This window comes from Parendozoicomonas haliclonae (assembly GCF_900174585.1).
Taxonomy (GTDB): domain Bacteria; phylum Pseudomonadota; class Gammaproteobacteria; order Pseudomonadales; family Endozoicomonadaceae; genus Sansalvadorimonas; species Sansalvadorimonas haliclonae.
Window position 1 is genome coordinate 1 of record NZ_FWPT01000013.1, and the last position, 16,278, is coordinate 16,278.

Sequence of the window (16,278 nt, forward strand, 5' to 3'; positions counted from 1 at the left end):
CGAGCTGATGTGATGATATTCCATCATCTATGTATTCGCTGGCAATGATACGTTTCAGCTCTGGGCTGTATTTGGACATAAAAGTAACCCCCAATAATTGGGTGTCCAACTATTGGGGGTCACTTCAGTTTGGCTGCGCTTTTTGACTGGATGACAATCTCTAGTCCTGATAGGCCCGGATAGCGTGATTAATCGCGTCCATCTCAAAGCCCCGATATTGCAGGTAACGCATCTGTCGGGCACGGTCGCGATTATCAACCGGTGTCGCCTGACCAAACTTGCGCTGACGACAGTCCCGCGCCAGTTCGTACCAGTCCACATCCGCCTCTTCCAGAGCTATCTGACACTCTTCGCCAGCAATGCCTTTCTGCTGCAGTTCCTGACGAATACGAACCGGGCCATGCCCTTTACCGATACGTGCCCGAACAAAGCTCTCGACGAAACGTCCATCGGAGAGCAAATTGTCCTCCTCAAGGCGATCCAGAACCTGCTCCAGCACTTCCGGCTCCTCGGCACGCCCCCGCAACTTGTTATGCAACTCCTTGCGGGAGTGTTCACGGCGGGCCAGAAGATCCATCGCAGCCCTGCGCAGCAGTACGTCCTGCTCGGTCATACTCAGGCCTTGATCAGATCATCACCGGCTTTATCAGCCGCTTCTTCCTTACCCTTTTCTTCTGCAGAACCAATGTTCAGCAGCTGACGACGGATTTCAGTTTCAATCTCGTCAGCAATGGCAGGATTGTCTTCCAGGTACTGGGAGGCGTTGGCCTTACCCTGACCGATCTTGTTGCCTTTGTAGGAGTACCAGGCACCGGCCTTCTCAACCAGCTTCTGCTTCACGCCCAGATCGATCACTTCACCCATATGGTAAATGCCCTGACCGTAAAGAATCTGGAATTCAGCCTGTCTGAACGGAGGGGAGACCTTGTTCTTAACAACCTTGACGCGGGTTTCGTTACCGACAACTTCATCACCCTGCTTCACGGAACCGGTACGACGGATATCCAGACGCACGGAGGAGTAGAACTTCAGGGCGTTACCACCGGTGGTGGTTTCCGGGTTGCCGAACATCACACCGATCTTCATACGGATCTGGTTGATGAATACCACCAGACAGTTAGCCTGCTTGATGGAACCGGTCAGCTTACGCAGCGCCTGGCTCATCAGACGGGCCTGCAGACCCACGTGAGAATCACCCATCTCGCCTTCAATTTCGGCCTTCGGTACCAGTGCGGCCACGGAGTCAACGATAATAACGTCAACGGCATTGGAGCGAACCAGCATATCGGTGATTTCGAGAGCCTGTTCACCGGTGTCAGGCTGGGACACGTACAGGTCGTCTACGTTCACACCCAGCTTGCCGGCATAGTCAGGATCCAGAGCGTGTTCCGCATCCACGAATGCACAGGTGCAGCCACTCTTCTGGGCCTGAGCAATCAGACTCAGCGTCATGGTGGTTTTACCGGAGGATTCCGGACCATAGATCTCAACAATACGGCCCTTTGGCAGACCGCCAATGCCGAGCGCGATATCCAGCTGCAGGGAGCCGGTGGAGATAGCCGGAATGGCTTCCCGCTTCTGGTCGCCCATACGCATAACTGCGCCTTTACCAAACTGGCGTTCGATTTGACCTAGCGCAGCAGAGAGCGCTTTCTTTTTGTTATCATCCATTTGTTCACCTCACTCGCAATATTCCTGGTTGCTCCCTCGCATCCTCTGCCGATCAGTGATGGCCGTTGCCGGTTTTCTTCCGAAATCCTCAGATTCCGAAATACAGTGATACTCAGAGTATGGAGACACAAAATACTGTACAGATAAACAGTATTAAAACACATCTTCTGGAAGGCGACCAGTTTTCCGAAACACTTTTGCAAAACCGCGTTGTAAAACACCGCTGCCAACATGCCCACAACAGGAAGAGTGGGCCGCTAAAAACCTGTATGGAAAGTAGCCTTCGCTTCAGGCCTCTGCCAAGGGATAACGGGACAGTATCTCCGTTAGTGCACGGTTAATAGTCTGCCGGCGTACAGTTTCCCGGTCACCGGTAAAGAGACAGCACTCTGAACGCACGCCCTGCCCTCGCTGCGCCCAGGCCAGCCAGACCGTACCCACCGGCTTTTGATCGGAACCACCATCCGGCCCGGCAATACCACTGACGGCAACCGAGATTGTGGCATCACTCCGTTCCAGAGCACCTTGTGCCATGGCTTCCACCGTCTCCCGGCTGACCGCGCCACAGCTCTCCAGTGTTGCTTCCGGCACCCCAAGAAAGCGTTGCTTGGCACGGTTGGTGTAGGTGATAAAGCCGCCTTCACACCAGCCGGAACTGCCGGGGATATCGGTCATGATCTTCATGATTCCGCCACCGGTGCAGGATTCGGCAGAGACCAGCATCTGGCCGGCAGCGGCAAGTGCTTTGCCAACCTTGGTGGCCAGAAGATCCAGTTCTCTATCTGTCACAGCATCCGTCACAAGCCGCTCCTCAGTCTTCAGGTCGTTGCCTGTTCCATATCGAGAATACGTAACAGTGCCTCGTCCCGCGTGCTTCCGCAAGTGGCTTCATCAGCAGAAAATGCACTACAGACCGCCGGTCGATCCGACTGCCCAAATATACGACAAAAGTTACGCTCATCCAGCTGCACACAGCGTACTCCGGCAGGCTTGCCATTAGGCATCCCCGGAATCGGCGTAGAGATAGAAGGAGCAATACAGCAGGCACCACAGCCAGCCCGACACATCATCTGGCTCACAACACCACCCTGCTTAATGAAGTTAAAAAAGGAATTGTCGTAATACCGCTCTGAACCGTCAATGCGCATACGCCTCCCCCAATAACAGATTTTGTCTATGCTGGCGTTCGCCAGCGAACAGGCTGCACTATTAAACCGATCTAGCCGCCCGGATCCAGAGGCCTGCATGCACAGGAGCACCACCGGCCCAATCACACCTCCAAAACCATTTGGCTCTTTTATAAGAGCCATGCTGGCGGTATGGCTGCTAGCTCTCTCCTGCTGCACATCCGCCAATGAGCCTATTAACCTTGATGTAATTGAAGAAGAGGGACGGCTGGCACTGGAGCAAAACCGGCATGGCAGTTTTCTGGAATTCGGTAACAACCTGCTTTTTCTGGAAGACTTTTCCCCAAATCGGATAACCAGTGCACTGGCACAAATCACTCTGGGAGGCATTCTGCCCGGGCTACTGATAGGTTCAGCGCCCCACCTGGGACAGTGGCTGGAAAAGGTCACTCAAACCACACACTCCCATACTCAAACTCTGGTTCAAGGCTCCCAATGGGCGGGTACCCTTTTGGCTCTGGTGGCCAGACTGGCCAATCTGGAGGATATCTTTAATGCAGGCCTCAGCTATACCAACCTGAGTGCTGCATTCGAGCTGCTGGGCTATCAACGCATTCTGTTTTTGTTAGGCCTTCAGCAACTGACGGATCAGCAACGTCTCCATTACCGCCTTCTCAGTACGGCTCTGCTGATCACGGCCTGGCAACTGTGGCCATTTTCAACAGGTGAGAAGAGCTGGCCGGTTCAACTGACGGATCGCTACAGCAAATATTTTATTATTCGTATCCACAGTCCAACACCGGACCACAACCTGCCTGTCGTTGAGTTCCTGCGCACACAATTGCAAATGACCAGCCGTCATGACGGTCAGCATCCGCTGGGACGACTGGCCCATGCCATGGAGCGCACCGGACGGGAAAGCCTGTCGGTCGTACCACGAACCCTGACCACCGGAAAGCAGCTCATGCTGATGGTGCCGCAGGACGATACCGGGCAACAGGCTGCCATCGTACATATTGCTCTGGATTACCAGAAAGAGACTTTCACCCCCTGGCTGGAAGAGAGTTATGCCAATCCGCACCTCAGGCAGGCCAGTCGCTTCTTCAGCCTTTTCCAGAAAGATATTCTTGATCACATCAGTGATGCTTTGCTGTGTCTGTATAACAAGTGCCACTGGGGCCAGTTGTCAGCAACGGCCCACGAAGATGTCTTTACCTACCAGCCCGATGAACCCGCCGCACCGGTTCCGGCACAGGAGAGTACCGTGCCTTACCACTCATCCAATGCCCGGGTATTCCAGCTGGGCAGCCGATTGTTTGCCAGGGCCAACGACCACAATCTTGAGCTATCTGCCAACCCAGTGCAAAGCGGTCATTTTCATCAATATCGCCTGCCGGCATGGCTGACCAGCCTGATATCCGCCGAGTTGACGGCTTCATTTAGAGACTGGGCGTTTAAAAGCACATTAAATACTCTCACTCCACATGCGTCGGTTACTCCTGCAGGTCCTTCGTTACCCGAAATATCTCCAGAACCATTTCCAGAGCTATCACCATCGCCTGATCCCGAAATAACATCGGACGCTCACTCCGCATCGGTACCACTTAGCTCAGGCGTTGGGCGTACACGATCACAAGTAGCAAGAAGCCAGACAACACCATTACCACCAGCTGCTCAGAACCTGCCATGGATTCGTCGAGGCGATAAAGAAAAAATACAGCCGGTCAGCCAGACCAAACGGTTTGGAAACGCTCAGCGCAAGACCCCAAAAGATCCATTGAACCTGTACAAAAACATTCGCCGCCGACACCCATCCGATGGCCTGGCCACCAGCTTCGAGACCAGCCACTACTACACCAATTATGCCGGGGGCGTGACTGACAAAATGTACAAACACGCCCGCCAGAATAAGGAGTGCGTGATCTGCTTTGACTCCGGGAGAAAGGCAGCACCGCTGCTCAAGTGTCCACATCAGTGCGAAGCAGGCGTTATGCATCTGGGCTGCCTCGACAAATATCTGCACAACCATGTCCAGTACAACGATGTTGGCGCGGAGCTGCTTTACCCTCCCGGCAACAGGCAAGGCTCAATAGCGAATCCCACCAAAGCCATTGGTGCCCGCCACCATGCCCATATAAATGTTCCCTGCCCCGTCTGCCGACAACCAATCGCGGCGCAGCTGCGCTGGGGAAAACGATAATGCCTGTTTGGTGACATCAGGTAACGGCAACTTGGTATTTTTGTATCAATTCCCTCCGGAACACTTTGTAACAGCGTTATTTGGCTATGCTTGCGCTCCTTCTACTCGCGCGGATCCTGCAATGCAATCCGCCTGGCGTGTCTGGCATACGAGGGATTCATGATTGGGGCAAGCTCATCACGGATAATAACCGCACTGACTTACCTGACCGGTATCACCTGTCTGCTATTCACCCTTTCCGGTGTGGCTCAGACCGGAAAGGCCACAGAAAGCGATACCGAGAGAAGCAGTGGCCTGACCACCAGCCAGAACAGTAATGGCAGCTTTATCTCTTACGGCAACAGCACGCTCTATCTCGAAGGATTAACCAAAGAACAACTGAGTCAATCGGCACAGCAGATTTTCTGGGGCGGCATTATCCCGGGGATTCTTTTGGGTTCCCGCCCGTTTGTCTCCGGCGTTCTGGACACCGTTGATAATGATTCAGCCGTTGTTGCCAGCACCGTTTATGGTGCCCAAACCTTTGCAGGCTACGGTCTGGCCATGATGGGCGCACTGGCCAACATCAAGAATATTATTGATGCCGGTATGGGCTATACCACTCTGAGCAGTTTCTTCAGCACCCTGCACGCAGGGCATATTCTTAACCTGCTCGGTAATACATATGAAGGCTATAGCCGCAGCATGCACGAATACCGACGAGCAACCTTCACAGCCATAGCGCTACTGTCTTACTACCTGAGCCCGGACTCATTCAAGGGTGCCTCGCCCCGTCCTGTTTACCTTCAGGACAACGTCAGCCATCGCCTGTTTATCCAGCTGGGACTCCCCCCACAGGACAACAACGCTCCGTATATCGAGTTCAGTCGGACTGGCTTTAACAGCAAAAGTCGGGAATCTCGCCAGAGCCCTCTGAATCGTCTGGCCGATACTATGGATCAGATTGGCCTTCAAAATCTGACCGTTTTCCCCAGCACAGAAGTCACTGGTAATCAGCTACTACTTGCGGTCAACAAAAGTACCGACAGCCCGCCGACACTGATTGAAATGGATCTGAATTTCGGCCGGAACCGTTATACACCATGGCTGGAAGAGTCCTATCTGAATGCGGCCGAGCTGGATTCAGAAGCATATTTCAGTGTTTTCCATGAATCCCTTCTCCACCAGATCAGTGATGCCCTGCTTTGCACTCAAGGCGCCTGCGCCACTGGCGTATTGAGCGATAGCCACGATGTACACAAAGTTTACCGTCCGTTCCGTAACCAGATAACAGATGTTCATCTCAATACTGATGAGAACTCCTCAACGCCCGTTGCTTCTTTGGGTGGACAGTTCACTCTGTCTCTGGACAAGAAAGCACTGACCATCACCTCACCAGATGCTACAGACGATCTCCATTATCAGTACCGCCTGCCCCGCTGGCTGGTCAGCCTGTTCAATGCCGAAATTACCTATAGCGCAAGGGAACTATCCCTGCACAGCCTCCGTGCTGCACTCCATGAAGGGGCGCGCAGCCTGGATTTAAACCTGGAAGCCCCCACACGAAGAGTCCGCAGGCCTGAAATCAAACACCATATCTACTACGGCTACTACGATGAGCCTGTGGCCCGCACACCTTCTGGCGATTACTACGAGATGACCATACCGGCTCCCAGCGCTGCGCATGGCCCGTCACACGGCCCTTCATATAACCCAACCCCAACACCATTGGTTACTGAGACAAGGCCTGCAGCCCCGATGATGTCTTCTGTGGCACCCTCGGAGAGCAGTCATAGCTCATCATCACTACAACTATCATCGTTTTCCTGGTCGGATCACCTTTTCAGCCGGCCTTCCCATGCTGCAAATGCTACTCATGATGCATACACAACAGGCGTCGGTGATCCGTCGGCAACCAGGCCAGCACCACAACCCAACAAACGGCTTCGTCCGGTTCTGGATTTTGGACAAAAGAGAAATTCCCCAAAAGATCCGCTCTACCGTTTTAATAATGCGCCGGCTGATCCCAGGGACTCCATTGAAGGGGGGTTTGGTGTAGATAACCTGCGCAAGCCCTATGCTGCAGGAATTGTCGAAGATCTGCAGGTGGCTGCGTCCAGAGATTCAGATGGTGAACCTAATGCCTGCATCATCTGTCTGGAAGAAGGCAGTCCGGCTGAGCCTCTCTATAAGTGCCCTCAATGCAGAGCTGGCATGGGGCATCTGGGATGCCTGGATGAATATGCCTTTAACGAGATTCAGAATAAGCATACGGGGTACAAATACAGTCTGCACTGGCACGACCTGTTTCATCTGAACCATGAAGTCAATGTGCCCTGTTCAAGCTGCAAGCACCCATTGGCCGCTCAGATTCGCTGGAGCCAGATCCACAAACATTACTAAGAAAGAAAACCCGCTATATGCCGATAACCAGTCATACCAATAATAATGACCGGTTATCAGCATGCGGCAACTTCTCTTATTTTTAATCTGTTCTATTTCTCTGGTACTTTCTTCGTTAAGCGCAGCTTCTACCGAACCGCAGTACAAAGTGGCCATTCTGGATCGGTTCTTCCCCCCGGCTGAAGGTTTTTCTTCTGAGGAAGAACGTTCTCACCACCTTGCACTCTACGGTCTGGATGATCTGGACAATGATTCAGAAGCCGAGCCGATCTATCACGGTGATCTGGTGCGTATGCTCGCCGCTACACAACAAGTGACGTTCATCAATTATCCCATCCACCACAACCAAAACCCGATGGGCGATATTCTGGCCAACCTGCAAAAGATCAATGCGCGTATGGCAACCTCTCCGGTGGATGCTTTGGTGCTGTCCTGGGAATCCTCCACTCTGATCAGTACATTCCCCCAACCCTTAAAAAGAGAACATGCTGCCCTGTATAAGGAGAAAGTGCGTCAGATGGGCGAAAGCTCTCCGATCTGGCGTGACACCTGGTTAATTATTAAAGAGTTGGAAAAGCTGGCAGAGACGGGCGTGGCGGTTTACACCATCGCCGGTAATGGTGGACGACGAATGATCAACACCTTCTCACTGGCGAACGGGGTTATTACTGTCGGTGCGGTGGAAGAAGAGCTGCAGCATTATGTGGCGAATAATGTGTTTGTTGATACCTACGCCCGGGCTGCGTATCTGCTGAAGCGTATCGACAATGAAGCAGGCCAACCACTCGGGTATGATCTGGATGCCGATAACTGCGTAGATATTCCTTTGGCCAGACTGACCGGGGCTGGTCAGCAAAGCCGTGATGCCTACCCCAAAACTTACTGGAAAGTGTTAAAAGGCTCATCCTTTGCGGCACCGGCGGCCTTAAAAGCCGCATTGGCGGGCAATAAGGCAGAGCCCTGCTCCTGATTTACGATATCAAGTGCGCTCAATCTTCTCGGTTTTGTACTGAGTTTTCACCGGCAGGGTTCTGCGCGCCTGCAGACAGATCATATCAATCAGACTTATGGCTTTTTCCGTCGCCCGCAATGCTGCATCGGAGAAGCCGGTAAAGTTGATATAGCCATGGGGCAGTTTCGATTCATGGTGCACTGCAACAGCGACTTCCGCACCTTTTAACGCACGAGCATAAGCCACACCCTGGTCTCGCAGCGGATCATATTCCGCTGTGATCACCACCGCAGGTGGCAAGGCAGCCAGAAGCTCAGCATCGGCACAGGCTGGTGAGGCTGCAATCAGAGATTGCTCTTCTTTATTCGGCACATAAGTATCGTGAAAACGGGCCACCAGCTGACTGGTCAGGATCAGATCATGGCTGTAGGTCACCCAGGAGCTGCTGCTTCGATCAAGGCAGTTCAGCATGGGATAGATTAACCATTGCCAGGCGGGCATATGTTCAGGTTTCACTGATAGCGTCGAACGCACATGCTGCTGGCACACCACGGCCGCAAGATACCCACCGGCGCTGTCACCACCAATACCAAGCTGACGAAGATCACCACCCTGACTCTGCCATTTTTCGGCAATGGCATTCCAGGCCACAATCGCATCTTCCGCCCCAGCCGGAAAAGGGTGCTCGGGAGCAAGACGATAATCCACAGCCACTACGGTCATACGCCGTTTGCGGGCAATGCGACGACAAAAACGATCATGGGTATCCAGATCCCCGATCATCATGCCGCCGCCATGGTAATAGACCAGACACTGGTCGTTATCGCTATCAGCCACGGTATACCAGCGCAGGGAGATATCATCATTCAATGATTCATCCCGCACCATCACAGTCGGGTCGGCGGGAATGTTCCAGAGATTGGAGCTGAGCCGATAGGAGCGGCGCAGACTTTTGGGAGACTGAACATCCGGGTTGGAGACCCACTGGATCAGCGTCATCAGTTTGCGCATCTGCCGATCCATGCCCAGCCAGGCAGGATGAGGAGGAACCATGGCCGCTGCAGAACGGGCCATGCGGGACAAGATCCAGTCAAACATAGCGCCCCCCTTTACCCAAACGAGTCATCCTGTACTCAGTCATTATTGTTCTTTTCCTTGTGTGCTCCCTTTTTTATACCACTGCCAGCCGCTGATCCCCAAACAGAAACGCTGCGTATAAGCTAAAAAGAACGTTCTTTTAAGGGAGTTAACCGCATGGAAGCAGGTAAAATCTCACTAAAAACCCTGAGCACGGCTGGAACCGGTGGATGTATTGGTGCTCTGGTCGCCGGCCTGCCAGGAGCCGCTGCCGGAGGCCTGACCGGGCTGGTTGTCGGTGCAGCCTGGGCCTATCTCACCCCGGCCTCGCGGTTGCCGGATATTCCTACCGAGCATCTGGATCGCCGCAGCATGCACCTCTCCGCTGCTGTCGACGATGAAATGATTCACCATGGGGACTGATACCGATAACGGGGCCTGCCGCTTACAGTTAAAATAAGCATCAAGAGCATTCCACAACGGATCATCCTAACGGATGACACACAGGCCCCTTATGGAACTGACACTGACCACGCCCGCCCTGTTTTTCCCGGCCATCTCCCTGCTGTTTCTCTCTTATACCAATAAATTTCTCACCCTCGCTGGGCTGATCCGCAACCTGCACCGGGATTATCAGGCCAATCCAGACCGCAAATTTTTATCGGAGCAGATTGTCGATCTGCGCAAACGTCTCAAACTGATCAAACATATGCAGGGTGCCGGTATTCTCAGTTTTATCCTGTGTGTGGTGGATATGTTTCTGCTGTATCTGGGATGGATGGACTGGGGCGTGCTGGTATTCGGAGGCTGTCTGATCGCGCTGATGGTTTCATTGATATTGTGTGCGGCTGAAATCCAGATATCCACCCGCGCACTGGATATTCAGATGCGTGATATGCAGTAACCACCTGTAAGCAATGGCCGCCTTGTACCGGCGGCCAATGATAAAGATTAGTGCGACAGAATCAGCTTGTAGTGGCAGGAGATATCATCATCCCCAAATATGGAAGGCAGCTCTTGGAAAGCATCAAGCATGGCATTGAGTTCATCCGGAGAGAGTGAGAGATCCTTAACCACATGCAACGGTTCCTGCTCTTCCGGCTCGGTCTGCTCGGCATTCTCGAACAGGTACATGGCCCAGCCAATCTGGTACATGCCCTCATCTTCTTTTTCCATAATGCCCACATAAACCCGGGCATGCGTACATACCATCGAGGACAGTTGCTCGGGGATGTGTGACAGCAATGTCTGTGTTGGATTCATGAAATGCGTTCCTGAACTTTTGATTTTTGTTCTGGTTAATTTTTATACCAATTCACAGTATGGTGTAGAAATGGGCTGTTAATCAAACTCCACAAAGAACTGTCGGCCCGCCCATGCTTCTTTAACTCTGTTATCATTGCCAGCAAACACAATCAGAAGAACACTGAACGCACCATGTCAGACTCGTCCCTCTCTCCCACTTTGCAGCTGGCCTGCGAGTTAATTGCCCGTCCATCCGTCACGCCTGAAGATGCCGGCTGCCAGCAATTGTTGATTGAACGACTGGCACCACTGGGTTTCAAACCGGAAGCCATGCCCTTCAGCGATCATCACGGATCCGTGCAAAACCTCTGGCTGCGTCGGGGTGAAGATGGCCCATTGTTTACCTTTGCCGGTCATACCGATGTTGTACCGACCGGCCCGGAAGAGGAATGGCAGTTCCCGCCTTTCGAGCCCACTTTCCACGAGGGTGATCTGTGCGGTCGCGGCGCAGCCGATATGAAAGGCAGCATCGCCTCCATGATTACTGCAATTGAACGGTTTGTTGCCGAACATCCTGATCATAACGGCTCGATTGCCTTACTGATCACCAGCGACGAAGAAGGTCCGGCCACCTGCGGTACCGTCAAAGTGGTGGAAGCGCTGGAAGCCCGCAAAGAGAAAATTGACTGGTGTCTGGTAGGCGAGCCTTCCAGTACAGAGAAAGTGGGTGATGTGATCAAGAATGGTCGTCGCGGTTCGCTGGGGGCCAACCTGACAGTAAAAGGTATTCAGGGCCATGTGGCCTATCCGCACCTGGCCAACAACCCGATTCACTCGGCCGCCCCGGCCATGACCGAACTGGCTTCCACCGAATGGGATCAGGGCAACGCCTTCTTCCCGCCCACCAGCTTCCAGATTTCCAATATCCATGCCGGCACCGGTGCGACCAATGTGATTCCTGGCACCCTGAATATTGTCTGCAACTTCCGATTCTCCACCGAACAGACCGATACCGGCCTGCGCGAGCGCTTTGAAGACCTGCTGAGCCGCCATCAGCTTAACTACGATATCGACTGGCGCACCTTCGGTCAGCCGTTCCTGACCGCCAAGGGCGAGCTGGTTGATGCCACCGTAAAGGCAGTATCCGAGGTTTGCGGTTACCAGCCGGAACTGTCCACCGCCGGCGGTACCTCCGATGGTCGCTTTATCGCCCCGACTGGCGCTCAGGTGCTGGAGTTGGGGCCCTGCAATGCCACGATCCATAAAGTGAATGAGCGGGTCAGCGCCGAGGACCTCAATACACTGTCTACTATCTATCAGAAGATTCTGGGCAACCTGCTGGTTGCGGGCTGATGTTTGTCGTTATTTTTCAGGCAATCCTGACCGTTCCGGAGGACGAGTATCTCCAGACGGCCAGCCAGCTCCGTGAACTGGCTTTGAATGATTACGGCTGTCTGAAATTTGTAGCCATGACCGAAGGAGATCAGGAACTTGCTCTCTCCTGGTGGGCGGATGAAGAGAGCATCCGCCACTGGAAGCAGGCTTCTGATCATCTGATGGCCCAGCAACTGGGTCGGGAGCGCTGGTATTCCAGCTATTCCGTGGAAGTGGGCAAAATCACCCGAAAATATGCCTTTCCGGAAGATACCGCTTGAGGTCGCAGTCACGGGCAGTAAACTACGGCCCGTTCTTCTCTTAAGCTGATAAATTCATGTCCTCCACTTTACGCTGTCCGGTTTGCAGGGCAGAACTGCCCGCCTTCTCCGATGGAGCCAGCTGCCTGAACGGCCACCGTTTCGACCGTGCCCGTCAGGGTTACCTGAATCTGTTGCCGGTGCAGAAAAAACGCAGCGCCAACCCGGGTGATAATGCCGAGATGGTACAGGCCCGCAGCCGCTTCCTCGACAGCGGACTCTACAATACGCCGGCGACAGCTCTTGAAGCGAAAGCCGCCGAATGCCTGACCGGGAATGACCAGCCTCATATTGTTGATGCAGGCTGTGGCGAAGGTTATTACACCCTGCGTCTGGCAGAACAGTTCCCCGCGGCAGATATCACCGGCTTTGATATTTCCCGCCCGGCGATTCAGCACTGCTGCCGCCGTACCCGGAAGGATCAGGACAAACAACTGCAATGGCTGGTAGCCAGTGTGGCCGATATTCCACTGGCGGATAGCAACACCGATCTGATTATCAGCGTGTTCTCCCGTATAGACTGGCGTGAGTTTGGCCGCATTCTCAAGCCCGGCGGCCATGTATTGGTGCTGGGTCCTGGGCCGGATCACCTTTTGGAACTGCGCCAGCAGATTTACGACGATGTGCGCCCATATCCTGAAGATAAACTGCTGAGTAGCCTGCCGGCGGATTTCACCCTAAGTTCTCAGGAACCGGTCACCGATACGCTTGCGCTGAACAGCAGCCAGACCATTATTGATCTGCTGGCCATGACGCCCCACTACTGGCATATCAAACCGGCGCAGCGCGAGCAACTGGCACAGCTGGAAAACCTGATCTGCCGACTGGATATGCGTCTGTACACCTTTATTTACCAACCCGCCAGCTCCGCGAAAGGGCACTGAGGCCGCCATGGATAACCAGACCGATATTGAAATTTACCTGATGAAACAGCCGGTCGACGCTATTATCGAGTGGCTGGGCGAAACGTTCGACAACTGCTCAGAGGCGGATGTACGGGGCCGTAGTTACAACCTGACAGTCACCCATAACGAGCAGAGCATCCCGGTCAATATTGTTGAGAATGCGGCGGGCAAAGCCTGGACCAGTGTCTGGTTCGACTCAACCTCAACGCCCTGGCACTGCGATGCTGACTGCGCCCGCAGTGCCCATAAAATGCTTGCCGGTCGCGTACGCTGCAATGCCTCGTTCTGGCAGGAAGGTGCCGGAAATATGGATGAGTGGCTGGAAATTGGTCAGGACGGTTCAGAAAAGCTGATCGACTGGCCTTCCTGATTTAACAGCCTGACTCCTGCTCCCGGGCAATACGTGATTTGCCCGGGAACATGGTAAGATACCCTCACTTTGCAAGCCGTTACGATTCCGAATACAAGAAGCATGGATAATTCTTTCAGTATCAGTCGATACCTGTTCAACCTGCTGCAACGCCTGATGTTCCTGTGGGTGCGAACCTCTGTCCAGGGCAATCTGCCCGAGCCTGCCGATGCCGATGCGCAGAAGCCGGTGATTTATGTACTGCGCAGCCGGTCACTGTCTGACCTGCTGGTGCTGGACCGTGAGTGTCGCAAGGCCGGTCTGCCGCGTCCTTATGCGCCACTCAAGGGTGAGGGCATTGATGAACCACACGCCTATTTCTTTCTGTCCAAGCCGGAAGGCCTGATTCTCCAGCGTGAACGGGTATACAACGCGCCGCGCCTGCAACGTCTGGCCCGCTCCGTGGAAGAGTTCAAGGATTCCGATGTTCAGATTGTGCCGGTTTCCATCTTCTGGGGCCGCCGTCCGGATAAAGAACAATCAGCTTTCAAGCTGCTGTTCGCCTGGAACTACAACGTCGGCAGCCACTTCCGCAAACTGCTGGCGGTATTGTTCCATGGTCGTCAGACCCTGGTGCATTTCAATGCACCGCTATCCCTGCGTGAATTGGTAGATGAAGGTCAGGACGAAGAGCGCACCCTGCGCAAGATTCACCGTATCCTGCGGGTTCACTTCCGTCAGCTGCATACCTCAGTGAACGGACCGGACTTGTCCCACCGCCGTACTCTGGTGGATGGTCTGATCGAATCCGAAGTGATCCAGCGTGCCATTCAGAAGGAAATGACCGAGCACAATATCAGTCAGGAAAAAGCCTATCTGCGTGCCCGCAAGTATGCCAACGAGATTGTGTCCGACTACTCGCACCCGGTGGTGCGGTTTATGGACATCCTGCTGACCTGGTTCTGGAACAAGATCTACAGCGGTGTCGAGGTCAATCATATTGAACCGGTACGCGAGCTGGCCAAGAACCACGAGATTGTTTACCTGCCGTGCCACCGCAGTCATATCGACTATCTGCTGCTCTCTTACCTGCTCTATTACCACGGCCTGCAGATTCCACATATTGCCGCCGGTATCAACCTGAACATGCCTCTGGTTGGCTCCATTCTGCGTCGTGGTGGTGCGTTCTTTATTCGCCGCAGCTTCAAGGGCAACCCGCTGTACTCCACGGTTTTCCATGAGTATCTGCATACCCTGTTCACCCGCGGTTTCCCGACCGAGTTCTTTATTGAAGGCGGCCGTTCCCGTACCGGCCGAACCCTGAAGCCAAAGACCGGCATGCTCTCCATCATGCTGCGTAGCTACCTGCGCAGTAACAGCAAACCTCTGGCACTGGTGCCGGTTTATATCGGTTACGAGAAGGTGCTGGAAGCTGCTACTTACATGGGCGAACTGCGCGGTAAAGAGAAGAAGAAAGAGTCACCTCTGGATATCTTCCGAACCCTGGCTGCTCTGAAAGAAAACTTTGGCCATGCCCACGTGAACTTCGGCAAGCCGGTGCTGCTGAATGACTTCCTGAATGAGCACCAGCCAGACTGGAAACAGCAGACCTACGATCAGGAGTTCCGTCCTGAGTGGCTGTGGAGCGTGACCGACAGCCTGGGTACCGAGATTGCCAGCCAGATCAATACTGCAGCGGCCATCAACTCGGTGAACATGCTGGCCATGGCTCTGCTCAACACCCCGCGTCAGGCGATGGGTGATGAAGAGCTGGCCAAGCTGCTGGACGACATTAACGGTCTGATGGCCAAGGTGCCTTACAGTGATTACGTCACCCCTTGTACTCTCTCCGGAAAGGAGATGATCAAGGAGGTGGAATCCCTGAATATGGTGGTGCGCCAGAGTGACTCTCTGGGGGATATTATCAGCACGGACGAACGCAATTCCGTTCTGATGACTTACTACCGCAACAATATTCTGCACCTGCTGGCAATTCCGTCCTTTATCTGCCGCCTGTTCTCCAATACTTACGTGTTGAAGCGCAGCGAGATTCAGGATGACTGTGCCCGTTTCTACCCATATATGAAGGCGGAACTGTTCCTGCGCTGGGACAGTCTGTCACTGTCGGCAGAAGTGGATCACTGGCTGCAGGCCCTTACTGAAGCCGGTCTGCTGATCCTGATTCAGGATGGTGATGAAGACTGCTTCCGTCGTCCGGATTCCAGCAGTACCGCCTTTATCACCCTGACAGTGGTCTCCCGTGCTATTCAGCAGACTCTGGAACGCTACTTTGTGGTGATCAGTCTGTTGCTGCGTAATGGTTCCGGTCAAATCGATGCAGACGAGATGGAAAAGCAGAGCCAGGATATGTCCCAGCGCCTGTCTATCCTGCATGGCCTCAATGCTCCGGAGTTCTTTGATAAGAACCTGTTCCGCCAGTTTATTGAAGAGCTGAAGGTTCAGAAAATTCTGGATATTGATGAGGACGGTCATCTGACCTTTGATAACGAGCAGATTGCCGCAATGGCGGAAGACTCCCGTCGCCTGCTGCCAAGCGAAGAGCGCCATAGCATTCGTCAGGTGACCTGGAACAAGACCTCTAAAAATTAAGATCCCCCTTCCACGCATGCCCTTCGGGGCATGCATCTCCTCACCGTCTTCCCGCATCATGGCTGC

At 53.7% G+C, this 16,278-nt stretch carries 16 protein-coding genes; 10 read left to right on the forward strand and 6 right to left on the reverse strand.

What is annotated here, in order from left to right:
• Window positions 1-160: 160 nt before the first annotated feature.
• The 4 genes from EHSB41UT_RS21475 to EHSB41UT_RS21490 all read right to left on the reverse strand — a co-directional run bounded on the left by EHSB41UT_RS21475 (window position 161) and on the right by EHSB41UT_RS21490 (window position 2,819).
• The gene (locus EHSB41UT_RS21475) at window positions 161-613 is read right to left on the reverse strand and encodes a regulatory protein RecX (RefSeq protein ID WP_087112922.1); all 453 of its coding nucleotides are present in this window, start codon (window positions 611-613) and stop codon (window positions 161-163) included.
• Window positions 614-615: 2 nt separating this feature from the next.
• Complete coding sequence (recA, locus tag EHSB41UT_RS21480; protein WP_087112923.1) at window positions 616-1,671, reverse strand: recombinase RecA; 1,056 nt, start codon at window positions 1,669-1,671, stop codon at window positions 616-618.
• Window positions 1,672-1,959: 288 nt separating this feature from the next.
• Window positions 1,960-2,472: a CinA family protein gene (locus tag EHSB41UT_RS21485; protein ID WP_242667390.1), complete on the reverse strand. Its 513-nt coding sequence runs from the start codon at window positions 2,470-2,472 to the stop codon at window positions 1,960-1,962.
• A gap of 17 nt (window positions 2,473-2,489) precedes the next feature.
• Complete coding sequence (locus EHSB41UT_RS21490; RefSeq protein WP_462938300.1) at window positions 2,490-2,819, reverse strand: YkgJ family cysteine cluster protein; 330 nt, start codon at window positions 2,817-2,819, stop codon at window positions 2,490-2,492.
• A 97-nt stretch (window positions 2,820-2,916) separates the two neighbouring features.
• On the opposite strand from EHSB41UT_RS21490, the gene EHSB41UT_RS21495 reads away from it, so the two are divergent.
• From EHSB41UT_RS21495 to EHSB41UT_RS21505, 3 genes are all read left to right on the forward strand, one after another.
• Complete coding sequence (locus EHSB41UT_RS21495; RefSeq protein ID WP_133060609.1) at window positions 2,917-4,998, forward strand: RING finger protein; 2,082 nt, start codon at window positions 2,917-2,919, stop codon at window positions 4,996-4,998.
• A 159-nt stretch (window positions 4,999-5,157) separates the two neighbouring features.
• A complete protein-coding gene (locus EHSB41UT_RS21500) occupies window positions 5,158-7,380 on the forward strand; it encodes a hypothetical protein (RefSeq protein WP_087112925.1) in 2,223 nt (740 codons plus the stop codon).
• A 61-nt stretch (window positions 7,381-7,441) separates the two neighbouring features.
• Window positions 7,442-8,350 carry a hypothetical protein gene (locus EHSB41UT_RS21505; protein ID WP_087112926.1) on the forward strand — a complete coding sequence of 303 codons (909 nt, stop codon included), beginning with the start codon at window positions 7,442-7,444 and terminating at the stop codon, window positions 8,348-8,350.
• Between the two features lie 9 nt (window positions 8,351-8,359).
• Here EHSB41UT_RS21505 and EHSB41UT_RS21510 read toward each other — a convergent pair whose 3' ends face one another.
• Entirely contained in the window at window positions 8,360-9,430 is a 1,071-nt protein-coding gene (locus EHSB41UT_RS21510; RefSeq protein WP_087112927.1) for an alpha/beta hydrolase, read from the reverse strand.
• Between the two features lie 156 nt (window positions 9,431-9,586).
• Here EHSB41UT_RS21510 and EHSB41UT_RS21515 point away from each other — a divergent pair, with 156 nt between their 5' ends.
• Window positions 9,587-9,832 carry a hypothetical protein gene (locus EHSB41UT_RS21515; RefSeq protein WP_087112928.1) on the forward strand — a complete coding sequence of 82 codons (246 nt, stop codon included), beginning with the start codon at window positions 9,587-9,589 and terminating at the stop codon, window positions 9,830-9,832.
• Between the two features lie 91 nt (window positions 9,833-9,923).
• The gene (locus EHSB41UT_RS21520) at window positions 9,924-10,313 is read left to right on the forward strand and encodes a DUF2721 domain-containing protein (protein ID WP_087112929.1); all 390 of its coding nucleotides are present in this window, start codon (window positions 9,924-9,926) and stop codon (window positions 10,311-10,313) included.
• Between the two features lie 47 nt (window positions 10,314-10,360).
• Here the strand turns inward: EHSB41UT_RS21520 and EHSB41UT_RS21525 are convergent, their stop codons facing one another.
• The gene (locus tag EHSB41UT_RS21525; protein ID WP_087112930.1) at window positions 10,361-10,672 is read right to left on the reverse strand and encodes a hypothetical protein; all 312 of its coding nucleotides are present in this window, start codon (window positions 10,670-10,672) and stop codon (window positions 10,361-10,363) included.
• Between the two features lie 174 nt (window positions 10,673-10,846).
• On the opposite strand from EHSB41UT_RS21525, the gene dapE reads away from it, so the two are divergent.
• From dapE to plsB, 5 genes are all read left to right on the forward strand, one after another.
• Window positions 10,847-12,007, forward strand: coding sequence for a succinyl-diaminopimelate desuccinylase (gene dapE, locus EHSB41UT_RS21530; RefSeq protein WP_087112931.1), 1,161 nt, complete (start codon window positions 10,847-10,849; stop codon window positions 12,005-12,007).
• Entirely contained in the window at window positions 12,007-12,309 is a 303-nt protein-coding gene (locus EHSB41UT_RS21535) for an antibiotic biosynthesis monooxygenase family protein (RefSeq protein ID WP_087112932.1), read from the forward strand. Before dapE ends, EHSB41UT_RS21535 begins: the two co-directional genes overlap by 1 nt.
• 56 nt (window positions 12,310-12,365) lie before the next feature.
• Complete coding sequence (locus EHSB41UT_RS21540) at window positions 12,366-13,232, forward strand: putative RNA methyltransferase (RefSeq protein WP_087112933.1); 867 nt, start codon at window positions 12,366-12,368, stop codon at window positions 13,230-13,232.
• A gap of 7 nt (window positions 13,233-13,239) precedes the next feature.
• Window positions 13,240-13,623 carry a hypothetical protein gene (locus tag EHSB41UT_RS21545; protein WP_087112934.1) on the forward strand — a complete coding sequence of 128 codons (384 nt, stop codon included), beginning with the start codon at window positions 13,240-13,242 and terminating at the stop codon, window positions 13,621-13,623.
• A gap of 102 nt (window positions 13,624-13,725) precedes the next feature.
• The gene (plsB, locus tag EHSB41UT_RS21550) at window positions 13,726-16,212 is read left to right on the forward strand and encodes a glycerol-3-phosphate 1-O-acyltransferase PlsB (protein WP_087112935.1); all 2,487 of its coding nucleotides are present in this window, start codon (window positions 13,726-13,728) and stop codon (window positions 16,210-16,212) included.
• The last annotated feature ends 66 nt before the right edge of the window (window positions 16,213-16,278 follow it).